Origin of the sequence: Hymenobacter elongatus, assembly GCF_004745955.1 — a bacterium.
Lineage (GTDB): Bacteria > Bacteroidota > Bacteroidia > Cytophagales > Hymenobacteraceae > Hymenobacter > Hymenobacter elongatus.
The window spans coordinates 15,528-32,529 of record NZ_SRLD01000017.1 but is presented as its reverse complement, the minus strand read 5'-3'; the positions used below and the strand labels follow the sequence as shown (position 1 = coordinate 32,529).

At 58.6% G+C, this 17,002-nt stretch carries 14 protein-coding genes; 11 read left to right on the top strand and 3 right to left on the bottom strand.

Annotated elements, in window-relative coordinates; all coding sequences use genetic code 11:
* Positions 1–215 precede the first annotated feature (215 nt).
* From rpsF to priA, 6 genes are all read left to right on the top strand, one after another.
* Complete coding sequence (gene rpsF / locus E5J99_RS10200) at positions 216–593, top strand: 30S ribosomal protein S6 (RefSeq protein WP_135497628.1); 378 nt, start codon at positions 216–218, stop codon at positions 591–593.
* Between the two features lie 4 nt (positions 594–597).
* Positions 598–849: a 30S ribosomal protein S18 gene (rpsR, locus tag E5J99_RS10195; protein ID WP_135497627.1), complete on the top strand. Its 252-nt coding sequence runs from the start codon at positions 598–600 to the stop codon at positions 847–849.
* 21 nt (positions 850–870) lie between these two features.
* On the top strand, positions 871–1,314 hold the full coding sequence (gene rplI, locus E5J99_RS10190) for a 50S ribosomal protein L9 (protein ID WP_135497626.1): 444 nt from the start codon (positions 871–873) through the stop codon (positions 1,312–1,314).
* Between the two features lie 303 nt (positions 1,315–1,617).
* The gene (locus tag E5J99_RS10185; protein WP_135497625.1) at positions 1,618–3,624 is read left to right on the top strand and encodes a GSCFA domain-containing protein; all 2,007 of its coding nucleotides are present in this window, start codon (positions 1,618–1,620) and stop codon (positions 3,622–3,624) included.
* A 57-nt stretch (positions 3,625–3,681) separates the two neighbouring features.
* A complete protein-coding gene (locus E5J99_RS10180) occupies positions 3,682–5,733 on the top strand; it encodes a thioredoxin domain-containing protein (RefSeq protein ID WP_135497624.1) in 2,052 nt (683 codons plus the stop codon).
* 109 nt (positions 5,734–5,842) lie between these two features.
* On the top strand, positions 5,843–8,380 hold the full coding sequence (gene priA, locus E5J99_RS10175; RefSeq protein ID WP_135497623.1) for a replication restart helicase PriA: 2,538 nt from the start codon (positions 5,843–5,845) through the stop codon (positions 8,378–8,380).
* Between the two features lie 76 nt (positions 8,381–8,456).
* Here the strand turns inward: priA and E5J99_RS21245 are convergent, their stop codons facing one another.
* Positions 8,457–9,062, bottom strand: coding sequence for a hypothetical protein (locus tag E5J99_RS21245; RefSeq protein ID WP_167852066.1), 606 nt, complete (start codon positions 9,060–9,062; stop codon positions 8,457–8,459).
* Between the two features lie 246 nt (positions 9,063–9,308).
* Here E5J99_RS21245 and E5J99_RS10165 point away from each other — a divergent pair, with 246 nt between their 5' ends.
* The 3 genes from E5J99_RS10165 (at position 9,309) to E5J99_RS10155 (ending at position 11,910) form a co-directional block, all read left to right on the top strand.
* Entirely contained in the window at positions 9,309–10,091 is a 783-nt protein-coding gene (locus E5J99_RS10165) for a class I SAM-dependent methyltransferase (protein WP_135497622.1), read from the top strand.
* Positions 10,092–10,164: 73 nt separating this feature from the next.
* Positions 10,165–11,397, top strand: a complete 1,233-nt coding sequence (locus tag E5J99_RS10160) for an S-adenosylmethionine:tRNA ribosyltransferase-isomerase (RefSeq protein ID WP_135497621.1) — start codon at positions 10,165–10,167, stop codon at positions 11,395–11,397.
* Between the two features lie 195 nt (positions 11,398–11,592).
* Complete coding sequence (locus tag E5J99_RS10155) at positions 11,593–11,910, top strand: hypothetical protein (RefSeq protein ID WP_135497620.1); 318 nt, start codon at positions 11,593–11,595, stop codon at positions 11,908–11,910.
* A gap of 79 nt (positions 11,911–11,989) precedes the next feature.
* On the opposite strand, the gene E5J99_RS10150 is transcribed toward E5J99_RS10155, so the two are convergent.
* Both E5J99_RS10150 and E5J99_RS10145 read right to left on the bottom strand, forming a co-directional pair.
* Complete coding sequence (locus E5J99_RS10150) at positions 11,990–14,557, bottom strand: M14 family metallopeptidase (RefSeq protein ID WP_135497619.1); 2,568 nt, start codon at positions 14,555–14,557, stop codon at positions 11,990–11,992.
* Positions 14,558–14,881: 324 nt separating this feature from the next.
* Complete coding sequence (locus tag E5J99_RS10145; RefSeq protein ID WP_210114433.1) at positions 14,882–15,130, bottom strand: hypothetical protein; 249 nt, start codon at positions 15,128–15,130, stop codon at positions 14,882–14,884.
* 211 nt (positions 15,131–15,341) lie between these two features.
* On the opposite strand from E5J99_RS10145, the gene E5J99_RS10140 reads away from it, so the two are divergent.
* Both E5J99_RS10140 and E5J99_RS10135 read left to right on the top strand, forming a co-directional pair.
* Entirely contained in the window at positions 15,342–15,821 is a 480-nt protein-coding gene (locus E5J99_RS10140; protein ID WP_135497617.1) for a hypothetical protein, read from the top strand.
* Between the two features lie 123 nt (positions 15,822–15,944).
* Positions 15,945–16,853, top strand: a complete 909-nt coding sequence (locus tag E5J99_RS10135) for a prohibitin family protein (protein WP_135497616.1) — start codon at positions 15,945–15,947, stop codon at positions 16,851–16,853.
* The last annotated feature ends 149 nt before the right edge of the window (positions 16,854–17,002 follow it).

Sequence of the window (17,002 nt, the reverse complement as noted above, 5' to 3'; positions counted from 1 at the left end):
TTTCACATCTTCGCCTGAACTCCGGCCTCCCTCGGTTAATAATTGGTCGTATTGTTAACTTGTCTTAGCGTCAAAGGTTTGAGGCAGTCACAGCTAAAAGCAGGGGTAGCGGGCATGCTCCGATAATTCTACCAACCACATAGGGCACAAGCCCGGATTTGTAGTATCTTTGCGCCCTGATTCATTTTTCTCATTTAATTTTTTCATCCCGTCTAATGGAAGTAAGAAATTACGAGACGGTCTTCATCCTGACTCCCGTTCTGAACGAGACGCAGGTACAAGAGACGATCGAGAAGTTCTCGCAGGTGCTTAAGGAAAATAGCGCCGACATTATCCACTCCGAAAACTGGGGTCTTAAGAAACTAGCTTACCCAATTCAGAAGAAGAATACCGGATATTACTTCCTGGTAGAATTCACTGGCTCGGGTAACATCGTTGACGTGCTTGAGCTGGCTTTCCGCCGCGACGAGCGCATCATCCGTTTTCTGACGACCGTTCTCGACAAGCACGCGGTGGCCTACAGCCAGCGTCGTCGCAATGGCGAGATGAACCAGCAGAAGGCTCAAAAACAATCGGAAGCCGTAGCCCAATAAGATCATGAGCCTAGCCAACGAGAAAATCCACAAGCAGGATACGCGTAAGAAATATTGCCGCTTCAAGAAAAACGGCATTAAGTACGTGGACTACAAAGACCCGAACTTCCTGCTGAAGTTCGTGAACGAGCAGGGCCGCATTCTACCCCGCCGTATCACGGGCACGAGCCTGAAATTCCAGCGCAAAATCGCACAAGCCGTGGCCAAAGCCCGTCACCTGTCGTTGATGCCCTACGTAACCGATTCGTTGAAGTAAACCCTTCTTACAGAGACTGACATGGAAGTAATTCTGAAAGACGACGTAAAGAACCTGGGCTACAAGAACGATATCGTTACTGTAAAGTCCGGTTACGGTCGTAACTACCTGCTGCCGCAGGGTCTGGCTATTCTGGCCGACAAGACTAATAAGAAAATCGTAGCCGAGAACGTGCGTCAAGCCGCTCACAAGGCTGAGAAGATCAAAACCGAAGCGCAAAGCATTGCCAACCAGATTGGTGACGTAGCCTTCGACATTAAAGCTAAAATTGGTGAAACCGGCAAGATTTTCGGTCGTGTCACCACGTTGCAGCTGGCCGAGGCTCTGAAGGCGAAAGGCGTAGACGTAGACCGCAAGCGCATCTCCTTCGATCAGGAGCCGGCGTCGGCTGGTGAGTACACGGCTACGTTGAACCTGCACAAAGAGGTGAAGCACCAAGTGCGCTTCAACGTAGTAGCTGAGTAAGCTGCCGCCGCTTTGCACTAGAAAGCCTGACTACTGCGGTAGTCAGGCTTTTTTGCTGCTGGAGAATTCTGAAAGCGTAGATACTGGGCCATGCGCTGCCAATCAATCCGCTTGGGTTGGAAATGCCTTATTAGTGAGTGAGGTATGCCGCTGGCATGGCAGAATGATCCAGGTAGTAGTGTAAGCCGTACGTGTTCTTTTAGCTTCTTCGCTCCTGCTCTCCGTGCCTAATTTTTTGGCTGAAAGGTCAGAGTTGAGTAGGTTGCCTATTCGTTGGCCACTCGTGGGCCTTATTATTGTAGAATGTTTCGTACTGAATTACCGCTTACGCCGCACCCCCAACAGCTGCCCCTCTCGGCGCAGGTGCTAACCGTGGGCTCGTGCTTTTCGGATACCATCGGTAGTCGTTTGGCGGCAGCCAAGGTCAAGACGCTGGTCAATCCGTTTGGTACCGTCTTCAATCCTTTGTCGGTGTGCCAGCTGCTGCGGGCGGCTGCCGGGGAAGATATGGATTGGCAGCAACACCTCGTGGAAGCGCGGGGCCGCTGGCAGAGCTACGACCTGCACGCTACTATCGGGGCCGACTCGCCGGTGGTTCTGCTCCAGCAGATTCAAGAGCTGGTGCAAGAGGTAGGCACGTTTCTAGAGACGACGGATGTAGTGATGCTCACGCTGGGCACGGCCTACGCGTATAGGCTGCACGAAACGGAAGAAGTGGTGAATAACTGCCACAAAATTCCGGCCGACCGCTTCGAGAAAGTGCTGCTTACGCCCGATGAGATTATCAACGCCGTAGCCGAAACGCACGCCTTTCTGCGGCTTCGCAACCCCAAACTGCGCTTTATTCTGACGGTGAGCCCGGTGCGCCACCTCAAAGACACCCTGCCGCTGAACTCGGTGAGTAAATCGGTGCTGCGCGTGGCCTGCCATTACTTGAGCGAGTTGCTACCCGATGTATCGTATTTCCCGGCCTATGAGCTGCTGGTAGATGACCTTCGGGACTACCGCTTTTATGCTTCCGACATGCTGCACCCATCAGAAACGGCAGAAACGTATATCTGGGAGCGGTTCACGCGCACGTACTTCGACAGTGCTTTCGGTCGTTTCCGAAAAGAATGGGACGCGGTGCGGCTGGCACTGGGTCATCGGCCTTTATACGCAGCCGCGCCTGAGCATCGCGAGTTTCTGGAAACGACGCTGACTCGCCTGCACCGGCTGGCGTCTCAGACCGATGTGGCCCTGGAAATCCAGGCTATCGAACAGCAATTGGCTGATTTGCCGCTTCCCAAGCCTGTCCCAACGCCGGAACTTGAGCCGGACGATGACGAGGAGCGCATAGATGTAGGAGAACCAGCAGAGCGGAAAGCAACGGTAGCGGCTACAGATTCGGCAGCAGCAGTCGTACGCCCCGTCGTGGTGGTTGAGCCGGCCGCTGAACCGGAGGAGTTGGAGGCCCTGGAGGATAGTGAAGAGCAGGAAGATGCAGAAGACGTTCAGGATGATGCGTCTTCTGCTCAGCCCAAGAGGAAGCGTCGCTCGCGGGGCGGAGCCAAGCGTACGGCCCGTAAAAAGGCGGCCCAGCAGCATGCGCTGCTAGAGGCAGAAGCTGCTGCTTCCACGGAGCCGGCAGCGGAAACTGTCTCAGCCGAGCCGACAGGAACACCTCTGGACGAACCGGAAGCGGAAGTTATTTCTGCTGCTGCTCCGGCGGCAGAACCCGTCGAGGCAACCATTCCGGAGCTTCAGGTTGAGGCTGAGGCTGAACGTGCACCCGCGCCAACTCAGGTTGTTGCCACGCAAGCTTCTGCTCCTGCTATTCGCGAGCCTAACATCGACTGGCTACAGACGATGGACGAGGAAGAGGACAAGCCGGTTTCCAAGCGCCGGAGCCCCAAAGCTCCGACGCCGAGCAAGGCCAGCCGTGTGGCTCCCGAAAAGAAGCCCCGCGCCACCAAGGCCCGTGTCATTACGACGCCTCCGCGCACTTCCCGCAAAAAGCTCCCTGCCTTGTATGCTGAAGCAGCCGCACCGGCGGAAGCAGCGGCGACTGCGGCAGTGGTGCCAGTAGCAACAGAAGCTGTTCCTGTTGTCCTGGTACCAGCGCCATCGACAAAAGCAGTGTCCCCTGTTCCGGCCGCCTCCACAGCAGCTATAGCACCAGCGGCAGAAGCGTCGGAAGCGGCAACTCCTGCCCCTGAGCCTTTGGAGCCAGCAGCAGCGCAGCCAGCACCCGTGGCTCCCCCAAAGAAACGAGTGCGGCCACCACGCAAGAAGCCAGCGGCAACTGACCAAACGCCGCCTACCACGTAATGCAAAGCCTGGCCTCATCCGCCGGGCTTTGTTTTTTCCTTCCTAAGCCGTCCGCTTATGTCCTCCTCCCAACCTGCTCACACCAATCGGCTCAGCCAAGAAACCAGCCCATACCTGCTGCAGCATGCCCACAACCCGGTGGCGTGGTACCCGTGGGGACCCGAGGCGCTGGAGCGGGCGCACGCAGAGCAAAAGCCCATCATCGTCAGCATCGGCTACGCGGCCTGCCACTGGTGCCATGTGATGGAGCGGGAGTCGTTCGAAAACGTGCATATCGCGCAGCTGATGAACGAGTATTTCATCTGCATCAAAGTAGACCGGGAAGAGCGGCCCGACGTGGACCACGTGTACATGGATGCTCTGCAGGCGATGGGCGTGCAAGGCGGCTGGCCCCTACATGTGTTTCTAAACCCGGAAGCCAAGCCTTTCTACGGCGGCACCTACTTTCCGCCCCGTAGCTGGGTGCAGCTGCTGGAAAGTATCGGGCAGGGATACCAGGGAGAGCATCGGGCGGAGTTGGATGCGTCGGCGGAACAGTTTGCCCTGGGACTGCGCACCAGTGATTTGGACAAGTACGGGGTTGTGGCGTCAGATCTGGTACTGTCTGAGGAGCAGTTTAAGTTGTTGGTGTATAACCTGGGCGTGCGGTTTGACCGGGAGAAAGGCGGCATGAACCGGGCCCCGAAATTTCCCATGCCCAGCATCTGGCGCTTTCTGTTGCGCTGCCACGCACGCACTGGTAGCCAACTGGTACTCGACCAGACGATGGTAACGCTGCGGGAGATGGCCTGGGGCGGCATCTACGATCAAGCAGGTGGCGGCTTTGCCCGGTATTCGGTGGATGAGGAATGGCTGGTGCCCCACTTCGAGAAAATGCTCTACGATAATGGCCAGCTGGTGAGCCTGTACGCTGAAGCGTACCAAGTCACGCAGGACGAGCTTTTTCGGGAAGTGGTGTACGATTCCGTTGCTTTCGTAAAACGGGAGCTGACAAGTCCGGAAGGCGGCTTTTATTCGTCTCTGGATGCCGACAGCGAAGGGGAAGAAGGCAAGTTTTATGTTTTCACCACGGAAGAGCTCAGCGGCCTGCTAGGCGATGAAGAGCCGCTGTTTGCGGCGTACTACACCTGCACCGCGCTGGGCAATTGGGAACACGGCCGCAATATTCTGCACCGCCGCCAGTCGGACGCTGATTTTGCCGCTGCTCATAACCTGACACCGGGCGTAGTGGCCGCAATAGTAGCGGGCTGGAAGCAGAAAATCATGGCGGCGCGGGCGCAACGCGTACGGCCAGGTCTCGACGATAAAATCCTGACGGGCTGGAATGCCCTGATGCTAAGTGGCCTCGTGGATGCCTACCGGGCTTTTGGTGAGGCTGACTTTCTGGAGCTGGCGTTGCGCAATGCCCATTTTTTGCAACAACACCTGCGCCATGGCCCCTGCTTGCGGCGCAGCTACAAGGCCGGGCGCGCCACCATCGATGGCTTCCTGGAAGATTATGCCTTAACCATTCAGGCCTACATTGGGCTCTATGAGGTCACCTTCGATGCCCAGTGGCTACATGAGGCTGCAGAAATGACCGAGTATGCGCTGGAGCACTTCTTTGATGCCCAGGAAAACCAGTTCTTCTACACCGACGATGCCAGCGAAAAGCTGATTGCCCGCAAGAAAGAGCTGTTCGACAACGTGATTCCCGGCTCTAATTCCGTTATGGCCCACAACCTGCTGCGGCTGGGCCTGCATCTGGAAAACGATTCCTACCGTGAGCTGGCAGCTACGATGCTGGGCCGGGTGCGGGAGCTGGTGGTAAAAGAGCCCCAGCACCTCACCAATTGGGCCTCCCTCTACGCGGCGCTGCTGTGGCCCGTAGCCGAAATAGCCATAGTCGGGCCGGAGGCGGAATCGGTACGCCGCGAGTTGGGGCGTCACTTTTTGCCCCACACTGTGGTAGCCGGGGCGCCGGAAGCAGGCACCTTGCCGCTGCTGCGGCAGCGCACGGCGCAGTTAGGGCATACCACGCTGTACATATGCTTCGACCGCACCTGTCAGCAGCCGGTGCACACCGTGGCCGAAGCCCTGGCTCAACTACGGACCGGGCAAGCCAGGTAATTCTTCGGCGCTGACTCAGACCCAGATACTCGCAATTGGCGCAGCCGATGAAACCGATGGGCCGCAATTCAGCTTACCTTTGCGGTCCTGTTGTTAGCTGATTTGTCCGTTGAGCCTTTCCTTTGACTTTGCCCAGCCGGAAGCCGCCGGAGCTGACCGCGTCACGCTATTTGTGGACGTGATTTTGCCGCTGCCGCTGCCCAAGCTGTATACCTACCGCGTGCCCTACGAGATGAACGACGACGTCGTTATCGGGGGTCGTGTGATTGTGCAGTTTGGTGCCAAAAAGACGCTCAGCTGCATCGTGGCGGCCGTGCACGAAACGCCGCCCGCCCAGTATCAAGCCAAATACATCCTGGAGTTTATCGACGACGCGCCCGTCGTGGCCCAGGCGCAGCTCAAGCTATTTCGCTGGATGGCAGACTATTACCTCTGTACTTTGGGTGAGGTGATAAATGCCGCCCTGCCCTCGGCGCTGAAGCTTAGCTCGGAGTCGCGGATTCAGATGCACCCGGCTTACGTGGCCGAGGCCAACCCGTATCCGCTGAGCGAGCAGGAAGAGAAGATCGTGGCGGTGCTGCGCGCTGAAGATGGCAAGTCGCTGACGTTCACGGAAGTGGGCGACTTATTGGGCAACACTAACTTTCATAAGGTTATCAAGTCGCTGATTCAGAAGGACGTTATCTTTCTGTTCGAGCATTTGGCGGATAAATTCTCGCCTAAGGTGGTGAAGAAAGTGCGACTGGCCCACCATTTTGTGGAGGAAAACGTGCTGGAGGAGCTCTTTGCCCGCATGGCCAGCAAACCCAAGCAGCTCGACGTGCTGATGCGCTACCTACAGCGCGTGCCGGTGTACCAGGATGTGCATTCCAACCACCGGGGCCTGGAAAAAGCCGCCCTGACCAGTAGTCCGCACCTGTCGCCGTCGGCGGTGAACACGCTGATCAAAAACGGCGTGCTGGAGCAGTTCGACGTGATTGTGTCGCGCTTCCCGATGGACGACTCGCCGGAAGCCAAGATGCCGTTCACGCTTAGCGAAGCCCAAACCGCAGCACACGACGAGATACTGAAGCAGTTCGGGGAAAAGGAAATTGTGCTGCTGCATGGCGTGACGGGCGCGGGCAAAACCGAAATCTATATCGAGCTGATCCGGAAGGCGCTGGATGGCGGCGGGCAGGTGCTGTACCTGCTGCCCGAAATTGCCCTGACGGCCCAGATTGTGACCCGCCTGATGCGCGTGTTTGGCACCCGCTTGGGCGTGTACCATTCCAAATTCTCCGACAACGAGCGGGTAGAAGTATGGAATGGGGTGCTGTCGGGTCGGTTTCAGGTGGTGGTGGGGGTGCGGTCGGCCGTGTTTCTGCCCTTCGACAACCTCGCCCTCATCATCGTGGACGAGGAGCACGAGAGCAGCTACAAGCAGTATGACCCGGCGCCGCGCTACAATGCCCGCGAAGTAGCCCTGATGATGGCCAACTTCCAGGGGGCCAAAACCCTGCTGGGCTCGGCCACGCCCGCCGTAGAAACCTACTACCAGACCCGCGCTGGCCGCTGGGGCCTGGTCACGCTCAGCAAGCGCTTTGGCGAAGCCGGCCTGCCCGATATCGAGCTGGTGGACACCCGCAAGCAGCGCGACGCCAAAAAGATGCTCAACCACTTCACGCCCGAGCTGCTGAGCGAGATTGAGCGGAAGCTGGGCCTGAAAGAGCAGGTAATTCTGTTTCAGAACCGGCGCGGCTATTCGCCCTTCATCTCCTGCCTCGACTGCGGCTGGATTCCGAAGTGTAAGAACTGCGCCGTGAGCCTCAGCTACCACAAGCACGCCCACGAGCTGCGCTGCCACTACTGCGGCTTCCACGACCGGATGCCGGTGGAGTGCCCGGCTTGCGGCTCGCACAACCTGAAAACTGTCGGCTTCGGCACGGAGAAAATTGAGGATGACCTCAAAATTATGCTTCCCCAGGCCAACGTGCAGCGCATGGACCTCGATACGACCCGCGCCAAAAACTCCTACCAGCAGATCATTTCCGACTTCGAGCAGCAGACGACCAACGTGCTGGTGGGCACCCAGATGGTGACCAAAGGCCTGGACTTTGCCAATGTGAGCCTGGTGGGCATCATCAACGCCGACAGCATCATCCATTATCCCGATTTCCGCGCCCACGAGCGGGCTTTTCAGATGTTTGTGCAGGTGAGCGGGCGGGCCGGGCGCAAGGGCAAAAAGGGTAAGGTTATCATTCAGACTGCCGACCCGACGCAGGTGATTTTCGACAAGGTAATCCGCAACGACTACCTCGAATTCTACGAGTACGAAATCACCCAGCGCCGCGAATACGGCTTTCCGCCCTTCATGCGCGTGATTCGGCTTACGGTGAAGCACGTCGATCAGCTGGTGGCCGAGCAGGCGGCTATTCTGCTCACGCAGGAGCTGGTATTCCGACTGGGCCGTGAAGCCGTATTGGGGCCGGAAGCGCCCTACATCTTCCGGATTCGCAATTTCTACCTGCAGGAAATCACCATCAAGCTCGACCGGGAACACACGGTACTCAAGCATGCCAAAGCCCAACTCTTGGAGGCCATGAATGTGGTGCGCGACCAAAAAGAGTTCAAGCAGGCCCGCCTGGTGGCCGATGTGGACCCGATGTAGGACTTCGGTATTCGGCAAACAAAAAGCCCCGTTCGGATGTCCGAACGGGGCTTTTTGTTTGCCGAATACCGAAGTCCTACACCTCGTCGAGGAGGTAAAGAATCACCAGTATAGCACCAACGAGGAAGATAATGGAGCCAATCAGGCCAATGACGGCACCAATACCACCCAAACCGTAGAAAAGAGTGAGCAGAAGTCCTATCAGCATCAAAATAACACCCTGGCGCAGTTTCCCCTGCAGCTTGTTAACGCTGGCGGCTTCGCTGTGCTTCTGCACCTGCATCTTGCTGGCTAGCTTGTCGGCCTTCTTGGCCACTTTCGTTACCATCGCACGCTCCAGCAGCGTCAGCTTACGCGAAGCGGGGGCCGAAGCGACCTGCGTTTTAGCGGTTTTGGCGGGAGCCGCTACGGCCGCTACGGCGCTCGATGCCGTGGCAGCGGGTGCGGTAGCTACGGCCTCGGGAGCAGCTACTGCTTCCGGAGCGGCGGCTTCGGGCGCTACTGCCACTGCCGGAGTAGTCACGGCGGGTGCAGGCTTCACGCTCACGGCGCGGTGCTCGGTGCCGTGGTACGACGACGTTTTGGGCAGCATGGCATACTCGGCGCGGTTGCAACCACTGAGCGCCACAACAACGGCCGCGAATGCCGTTAGCTTGTGTAAAATTCCGGATACGTGTTTCATGGGTTTGAACGTTGGGTGAATGAGTCAAAACAGGCTTTCTACGGGCCAAAATAGCAATAGTAACTCTACTTTGTCAGTTAGCACCTGTTTTTTGCCCTATACATGGCAGTCAACTGCTTAAGCGCTATATAGATTAGCGTCTCCAAAATATCCCACGCCTGTCATTCCGACAAACCGCATAATCTGAGCGAACCCTTCGGCGTGCATGGTTGTTAGCCTGAACGCAGTTTATTTGCACCTGTGCCTATGACCATTCCTTCTCCGTTGCTGCTGGGCTCCTGGGCTCTGAGCTTTTTCCTCTGCCAAGCCTGTACTCAACCGCTTGCCGAAAGCACGGCGGCCACGGCGGGCGAGCAACGCCGGCAGGCCGCCGCCCCGCCCGACACCACGGGCTACGAAATTCGCCCGCCCGCCGACCCCAACGGCATCAGCCGCTACTATCTGGGCCGGCAGATTGCGCACGTGATGGGCCACGAGGGAGCCGACTGGCTCGAACGCTCGGGCCGGCAGCAGGAAGAAGGCACCGACGTATTGCTGAAAGCGCTGCGCCTTAAGACCACCGATGTAGTGGCTGATATTGGCGCGGGTACGGGCTACTTTTCCTTCCGCATGAGCGCCTTGGTGCCGCAGGGCAAAGTTCTGGCCGTCGATATTCAGCCCGAGATGATAACCTATCTGCAGGACAACAAGGACCGCAACAACGCCCCGAATGTGGAGCCGGTGCTGGGTACGGTGCAAAACCCCAATCTGCCCGCCAACAGCGTGGACCTGGCCCTGATAGTGGATGCCTACCACGAGTTCGACCACCCCCGGGAAATGATGCGCGCCATCAAAACCTCGCTGAAGCCGAACGGCCGCGTGGCCCTGGCCGAATACCGAGCCGAAGATGCCAAGGTACCCATCAAGCGGATTCATAAGATGAGCGTGGCGCAGGCCCGCAAGGAAATGGCGGCCGTAGGGCTGGAATTCGTGGAAAGCGTGGAAACTCTGCCCCAGCAGCACCTGATGTTTTTCCGTCGGGCGAAATAAGCGCGTAGGCGTGGTCACACAGGCGAAGAATAGCGGCTGACGAACCCGTTACGGCCGTGTACCTTTGTGGTCTATGTCTGCTTTCCCCGACCCCCGCCTGCTTTCCATCCATGACTACACGTACCAGCTGCCCGCTAGCCGGATAGCGCCCGAGCCCCTCCCCGACCGTGACCAGTCGCGGCTACTGGTGTATCGTGGCGGCGAAGTGCAGGACCACGTATTCACTGACCTGCCAGGTGAGCTGCCGGCTGATGCGCTGCTGGTTTTCAACAATACCAAGGTGGTGCGGGCCAGGCTGTTTTGCCAGAAGCCAACTGGCGGTGCAGTAGAGCTCTTTTGCCTGGAGCCGGTAGCGCCGCATCGGTCGGTGGAGCTGGCGATGCAGCAAACCGGCAGCTGCGTCTGGAAATGCCTGGTGGGCAACGGGAAGCGCTGGAAGACCGGCCCCGTGCAAGTTGCCTTCTCCTGGCAGGAGTCGGATGCATTGTTGACGGCGGAGCGGCTGGAAGCGGCCGATGGATACTCGCTTATTCAGTTTAGCTGGCAGCCGGCGGCCGTGCCTTTCGCGGAAGTGCTGCGCGCGGCGGGCCACTTACCACTGCCGCCCTACCTGAACCGCGCCGATACGGATGTAGATGCCGTGCGCTACCAAACAGTGTATGCCGCACACGAGGGAGCCGTAGCGGCCCCCACAGCCGGCCTGCATTTCTCCAATGCCGTATTTGCCGACCTGAAAAATCGGGGCATAGCCACCGCTGAGCTGACGCTGCACGTGGGAGCCGGCACGTTTCAGCCCGTGAAAGCGGCCCACATGGAAGGTCACGCCATGCACGGCGAGCCAATTTCGGTTAATGCAGCTTTGCTGCACCACCTGCTGCGCCACGCGCCCCGGCCCATTATTGCCGTTGGTACCACCAGCCTGCGCACGCTCGAAAGCCTGTATTGGTTGGGCGCGCGGCTACTACTACAGCCAGCCACCAACCTCACCGCCTTGCATGTTACGCAGTGGCAACCCTACGAAGACGGGCCGGCGGTGACGACCGAGGAAGCACTGCAAGCGCTGCTGGCGCATCTGGAGCGCACTGGCTCCGACACGCTTGAAGCGACCACGCAACTGCTCATCGCGCCGGGCTACACCTTTCGGCTCATACGGGGCTTGATTACCAATTTCCACCAGCCCGAAAGCACCTTGCTCCTGCTGGTAGCCGCCCTCGTGGGGCCCGACTGGCGGCGCATTTACGACCACGCCCTGGCCCACGACTACCGGTTTCTGAGCTATGGCGACAGTTCTCTGCTGTTGCCCTGAATTCTGTAGCTGGTAAAGGCTCTGAGTGACACTCTTCCTTTCCGGAACGACCTGCTTGGTCTGGCGTAAAGAGAGTCGCGGAGCGGGAGCGGTGAGGCAGGCCTTAGGTACACGGAGAGGTTGAGTTCCGCCAAAACCTATTTTACCTACTTCGTATAAGGACCTAGAGTACCTTATTCCTAACGACTCCTCCTCATGAAAAAGATAGCACTGCTCCTGACAATGGTAGCCTTTTCCGCTGCCGCACACGCCCAGGATACCAAAACCACCGTACGCGACGAATCTACCGGAGCTAAAACCTCAATGGAAGTTCGTGACAACGGCACGGTAAAGACCGAGAGCCGCACGGGCCGCACCAAAGCGGGCCAAGCCGCCTACAACACGAAAGAAGACGCAAGATATGCCGGCAAAAAAACCGGCAGCGTCGTGAAGCGCGGAGCCCAGAAAACGGGCAAGGCCGTGAAGAAAGGTGCTTCCGCCGTGAAGAACAAAGCCGAAGACGTAGTAGACTAAGCCCTGCTGCATTTCATAAAAAAAGCCTCACCACAACATAGTGAGGCTTTTTTTATGCGCGTACTCGGCTATGCTGCCGCTATTGTCCCACGAAGAACAAAGCGTTGCCGAAAAGGAGCTTGCCTCCCTGCCAAAACCCCCGAAACAACGGATTATCAGCCATGTACACTACCTGGCCGCGTCCCATTTCCTGGGCTCCCAGCACGAAGGTGTCAGTGAGCTTGCGGCGGGCACCACGGCCCGTGAAGCCCGCCGCGTAGTTGTCGCGCTTCAGCACGCCCACGTTCCAGCCGCCTTGCCCCATAAAGCGGTAGTTGAGCGTGTCGCGCACCAAGGCGAAGTAGGTAGTGCCATAGCCAAAAGCCAATGGGTGCGTATTGTCGAGCTGCACGCGGTAGACGCTGCCCTGCACCCGCTCGCCAATCTGCTGCCGCTCGGCATCGGCGTAGCGGCGCAGCAGCCGATAAGAGCCTTTGCCTTTGGCGGTGCTGTCGGGGACTTTGGTTTTGAGTAGAAAGTCTTTTTTATTGGCCAGAAAAGCCGCCGCGCCTTCCAGCGCAATAAGCTTGCCGCCACCGCGCACCCAGGTTTTCAGGCCTTCCAGGCTCTTCTCGGAATAGATATCGGAGTAGTCCCCGTCGGGCAGAATCAGCACATCGAACTTTTGGAGCGGCACCGTGCGCAAATAATCGGTGCCGATGACGGTGACTGGGTAGCCAATCTGCTGCTCAAAGAAATGCCAGACTTCGCCAAAAGCCGTGGGCGCGATGCCCTCGCCGGCCAGCACGGCTACGGTAGGCCGGCCAACATAGCGCACGTAGCCGGAGCCTAAGTCGGTGCCGCTCGTCGAAAAGCCCGACCGCACGGCCTGCACCTGCACGCCCGCCGAGTCGGCCTGAGCCCGCACGAGCTGGTCGAAGCGGGCACCCAGGCGCTCATTGCCGGTGCGGGTGATAATCAACGTGCCGGGCTGGTGTTGCTGGCCCTCGGCCTCGAAGGCGCGCTGGGCTACTCGCACTTTCAAGCCCTGCTGCAACAAACGGCTCAAAAACCGTAAATCCTGGAGGCTGCTCCATTGTGCTACATAGGCGTAGGGCTGCTCGATGGCGGCGGCACTTCCCGTCACCATCGGAGCGGCTGGTGTCGCAGCGGTGCCTTCCAGCCGCTGCGTAAGCGCGTAGGCTTTCAGGCCGAAGGAATACGGCAGGGCCCAGGAAGTAATATCATAGGTGAGCGAATCTTCCAGAGCGGGCCGGGGTTCAAACAGCACCTTTACCAGCGTCGACTTGGGCTGATACATGCTCACGACGATGTCGCGCGGCTGCACCCGGACATCCTCGGTTTTGCCGGTGGCATAGCTAAAGGCGCGGGTGCGCAGCTGGCGCCCCGCGTAGCCGTAGCGGATTTGCTGCCGGTCGAGGTAGCCGGTGAACTCGCGCAGCTGGCCGGGGTCGGCGCTGCCACTCAGCACGAATGTTTTGTACTCGCCCCGGGGCTTGGTGCGGGCAGTGGTGTAATACTTCTGGAACTCCTGCACCAGCTCGGTGTGCCGCTCGGCCGAGGCCTGAATAGTAGCCAGGCTGGCGGCGTGATGATGGGCAATGCGCTGCTGCAGCGTGAGCGTGTCGCCGTCGGCTTTGGCTACCCGCACCCCGGCCCGGCCCGAGCCGCCCTGCTCGTAGGTCATCCCGATGGCCCCGTTGAAGGAAGGATATGTGTCGCCGTAGCTGGGGTAAAACAGGTCGTAGGTTTCGCGGGTGAAGTAGAGCCAGTTGTTTTTGTCGAACACCTTGCGGTTGTAGTCGCCGATGATATTCTGGAAATTGCGCTGCCACGGGGTAATGTCTTCGTGGAAAGGCTTGGCGGCGGGCGAGAAATAATACGGGTCGTCCAGGCTCATTTCGTGGAAGTCGGCATGCACCTGGGGCAGCCACTGGTTGTAGAGGGCCACCCGCTGCTGGCTTTCCCGCTGGGTTTGCCAGGCCCAGTCGCGGTTGAGGTCGAAGAAATAGTGATTGTAGCGGCCACCGGGCCAGGGCTCGTGGTGCTCCCAGGCGTAGAGCGAAGCATTGGGCTGCTGATTGCGGACCCGGTTGTACCACTGCACGTACCGTTCGCGCCCGTCGGGATTCACGCACGGGTCCAGGAGCACCACCACGTTTTGCAGCCACTGCCGGGTCTGCTCATTTGCCGGATTAGCCAAGTCGTAGAGCACGGCCATCACGGCTTCCGACGACACGGCCTCGTTGCCATGAATGTTGTAGCTCAGCCACACAATTGCCGGCGGCTGCCGCTCCACGGCCCCCGTCTCCAGGCCTGCCAGCCGCAGATTGTTGCGCCGGATATCATCCAGCCGCGCCAGATTTTCCGGCGTCCCGACCTGCACCACTTCCAACGGGCGGCCTTCGTAGGTAGTGCCGTAGGGCTGCAGCCGCATCCGCCCGCCCGCGTTCTGCACTACTTGCTGCACGTAGTTCAGCACCTGCGCATGCGGGGTGAAGCGGCTGCCCAGCGGGTAGCCCAGATACTGCTGGGGCGTGAGTAGCGCGGCGGGTTGCGCGGCCACCCGCAGCCCAGCCGAACACAGCAGAAGCACGGCCAGCACTACGGCTCGGAACGGGGGGAGTAGTGCCTGGGAAGTTGGCATCGGCGACGAGCGAGAACAGATGAGAACCGGAGAAGTGAAAAACCAGAATCAAACCTATTGATTCTGCGGCTATTTCAGGCATCTTCCTATGCTATGTGGACAGTAAGAAGAAAGAACGTCATGTCAAGCAACGCGAGACATCTCGCGTGCTGCCGTAGGAGTAGTAATCCAACGACCGCACGCGAGATGCTTCGCTGCACTCTGTATGATGTTTAAAAAGCATTCAGGACTGCTTTTTAAATTACTGTCCACACAGCCTAGGTAACTTCTCTTCCGAAGCTAGGAGCTTCAACCCAGAACTCCCCGCGCAATCCCACCAGCTTCCTACTCGCCTTTCGCCTCCGCAGCGTCTTTCTCCCGCACTTGGTACAACACATTTTCGACTACGCCCCGGCCAAACAGGCATACTCCGCCGTTGAAAACTCCCAGCGCCAGCGTACCGGCGGCCACCCACTTAGCGGTAGGCTCCCCATCATTTTTCAGGCCGCTGGCCCACTGTACCAGGCAGGTACCAAAGCCAATTACCATGAGCCCAGAGGGGGCAAAAACGAGCCATTTCTTTTTGTGCGTCATTATTGCGAATAGTATTGAGGGAAGACCAGAAGACCGTTTTCGGCTTCTATAGCTAAACAAAATTGGCAGCCAGTGGCGGCGACGGCGGGTTGCCGTCTTCTCCAATCGTACCTTTGGGGCTCAGGGTTACAGTCGGAACTTCGATTGTACAATTTACATCTGCTGTCCACCGCGTTTGGGGTGCGGGCAGCGCACTAGTTCGTTTTTTCCTATGAGCGCCACTTTATTTGAGCAGCTGCTACACGAAGCCTTCCGCACCGAAGCTGATGCCGCACAGTATCTTTCTGCCACCGACATTTCCGCCTATGCGACCTTTGAGCGGGCGGCCAAGCCGGATCTGGCCTTTCGCTTCGAGCGGGTACGGCTGGTAGTAGCCATGGCGGTTCTCAAGCTGCTGGCCGACCTCGGCGACCACGAAGAGAGCCGCAAGGTGCTGGACGTGCTGCACCGCGCCCTGAAGGCCCGGACCGTGACCGAAATTGATGCTACCATCACCCGCGACGCCAAGCTGTTTGAACGCCTTTACACGAACCTGTATGTGAACGAGGACGGCGAATTGCTGCTCAACCTCTTCGAGCGCACCCTCGACGCCGATACGCAGCCGCTCATGGAGGAAGTAATTCAGGACGCGCTGCGTGTGGCGCGGGAGCTCGACTATAGCGCCCACGACGACGAGGACGACGAGGCGTAGAGAAGTATCGGTAATACGGGCTAAATCACTACCTTTTCAGCGTTTTCGGCCGTTTTCATCCGCTTGATTGTCAGCCATTCGGCCCGAGCGCCGCGCTGCTTATTTCACCCTACTCTTCGCGTTATGACTTTTGTCTTCCTGGGTGTTGTGCTCCTGATATTGGGTTTCAATGCCGGCCGGGTTTCGTTTCAGCTGGAGCGGATCCGCGGCGGCCTCATTTTCGGGGGGCTGCTACTCACTATTCTGGGCTTGGCGCTGAGCACCGTGGTCCAGATTGAGCCGGGCCGCGTGGGCGTGCAAGCCCTTTTTGGGCAGGTACAGCCCCGGGTTCTGACCAGCGGCCTGAACGTAGTGAACCCCTTCGTGGACGTTACCCGCTTCGATACGCGTACCCAGAATTACACCATGTCGGCCGACCACGGCGAAGGGCAGCGGGCCGGCGACGACGCCATTCGGGTGCTTTCAGCCGATGGGCTGGAAGTAGTTATCGACCTGACAGTGCTCTACCGCGTGGTGCCCGACAAAACGCCGCAGGTATTAGCCACCATCGGCGAAAACTACCAGGACGCCATCGTGCGGCCCGTGACGCGCACCCGCATCCGCGACAATGCCGTGTATTACGATGCCGTGGCCTTGTATTCTACGAAGCGGGACGAGTTCCAGAACCGCATTTTTGCCACCATTGAGCAGGATTTTAAAAAGCGCGGCCTTCAGCTGGAGCAGCTCCTGATTCGCAATATTCAGCTCCCCACTTCCGTCAAGCGCAGCATCGAAAGCAAGATCAGCGCCGAACAGGATGCGCAGAAAATGCAGTTCGTGCTGCAGAAAGAGCGGCAGGAAGCCGAGCGGAAGCGCGTGGAGGCCCAAGGTATTGCCGACTACCAGAAGATTATCAACGCTGAGCTGAGCGACAAGCTCCTGCAATACGAAACCATCAAAGCCAACCAAGCCATTGCTACTTCCCCCAACAGCAAGGTTATCGTGATGGGCGGCGGGCGCTCGGTGCCCCAGGTAATGATATCGGATAAATAAGTTCCCTCGCATCAGCAGAAAAAGGCCGCTACTTTCCGTAACGGCCTTTTTTTATACTTTGCCCTGCCCCAGCCGGGCTGCCGGAGCTAGCGGCATCGCTGCCGTAGCGCCCCGGCAGCGGGTTGTCCGGTTGCGCTGCCGGTTGGTTT

Coding starts and splice junctions, on each gene's coding strand:
- E5J99_RS10150 (WP_135497619.1), bottom strand. CDS start 14,557: ATGCCAACTTCCCAGGCACTACTCCCCCCGTTCCGAGCCGTAGTGCTG.
- rpsR (WP_135497627.1), top strand. CDS start 598: ATGAGCCTAGCCAACGAGAAAATCCACAAGCAGGATACGCGTAAGAAA.
- E5J99_RS10160 (WP_135497621.1), top strand. CDS start 10,165: ATGTCTGCTTTCCCCGACCCCCGCCTGCTTTCCATCCATGACTACACG.
- E5J99_RS21245 (WP_167852066.1), bottom strand. CDS start 9,062: ATGAAACACGTATCCGGAATTTTACACAAGCTAACGGCATTCGCGGCC.
- rplI (WP_135497626.1), top strand. CDS start 871: ATGGAAGTAATTCTGAAAGACGACGTAAAGAACCTGGGCTACAAGAAC.
- E5J99_RS10140 (WP_135497617.1), top strand. CDS start 15,342: ATGAGCGCCACTTTATTTGAGCAGCTGCTACACGAAGCCTTCCGCACC.
- rpsF (WP_135497628.1), top strand. CDS start 216: ATGGAAGTAAGAAATTACGAGACGGTCTTCATCCTGACTCCCGTTCTG.
- E5J99_RS10185 (WP_135497625.1), top strand. CDS start 1,618: ATGTTTCGTACTGAATTACCGCTTACGCCGCACCCCCAACAGCTGCCC.
- E5J99_RS10180 (WP_135497624.1), top strand. CDS start 3,682: ATGTCCTCCTCCCAACCTGCTCACACCAATCGGCTCAGCCAAGAAACC.
- E5J99_RS10165 (WP_135497622.1), top strand. CDS start 9,309: ATGACCATTCCTTCTCCGTTGCTGCTGGGCTCCTGGGCTCTGAGCTTT.
- E5J99_RS10155 (WP_135497620.1), top strand. CDS start 11,593: ATGAAAAAGATAGCACTGCTCCTGACAATGGTAGCCTTTTCCGCTGCC.
- E5J99_RS10145 (WP_210114433.1), bottom strand. CDS start 15,130: ATGACGCACAAAAAGAAATGGCTCGTTTTTGCCCCCTCTGGGCTCATG.
- E5J99_RS10135 (WP_135497616.1), top strand. CDS start 15,945: ATGACTTTTGTCTTCCTGGGTGTTGTGCTCCTGATATTGGGTTTCAAT.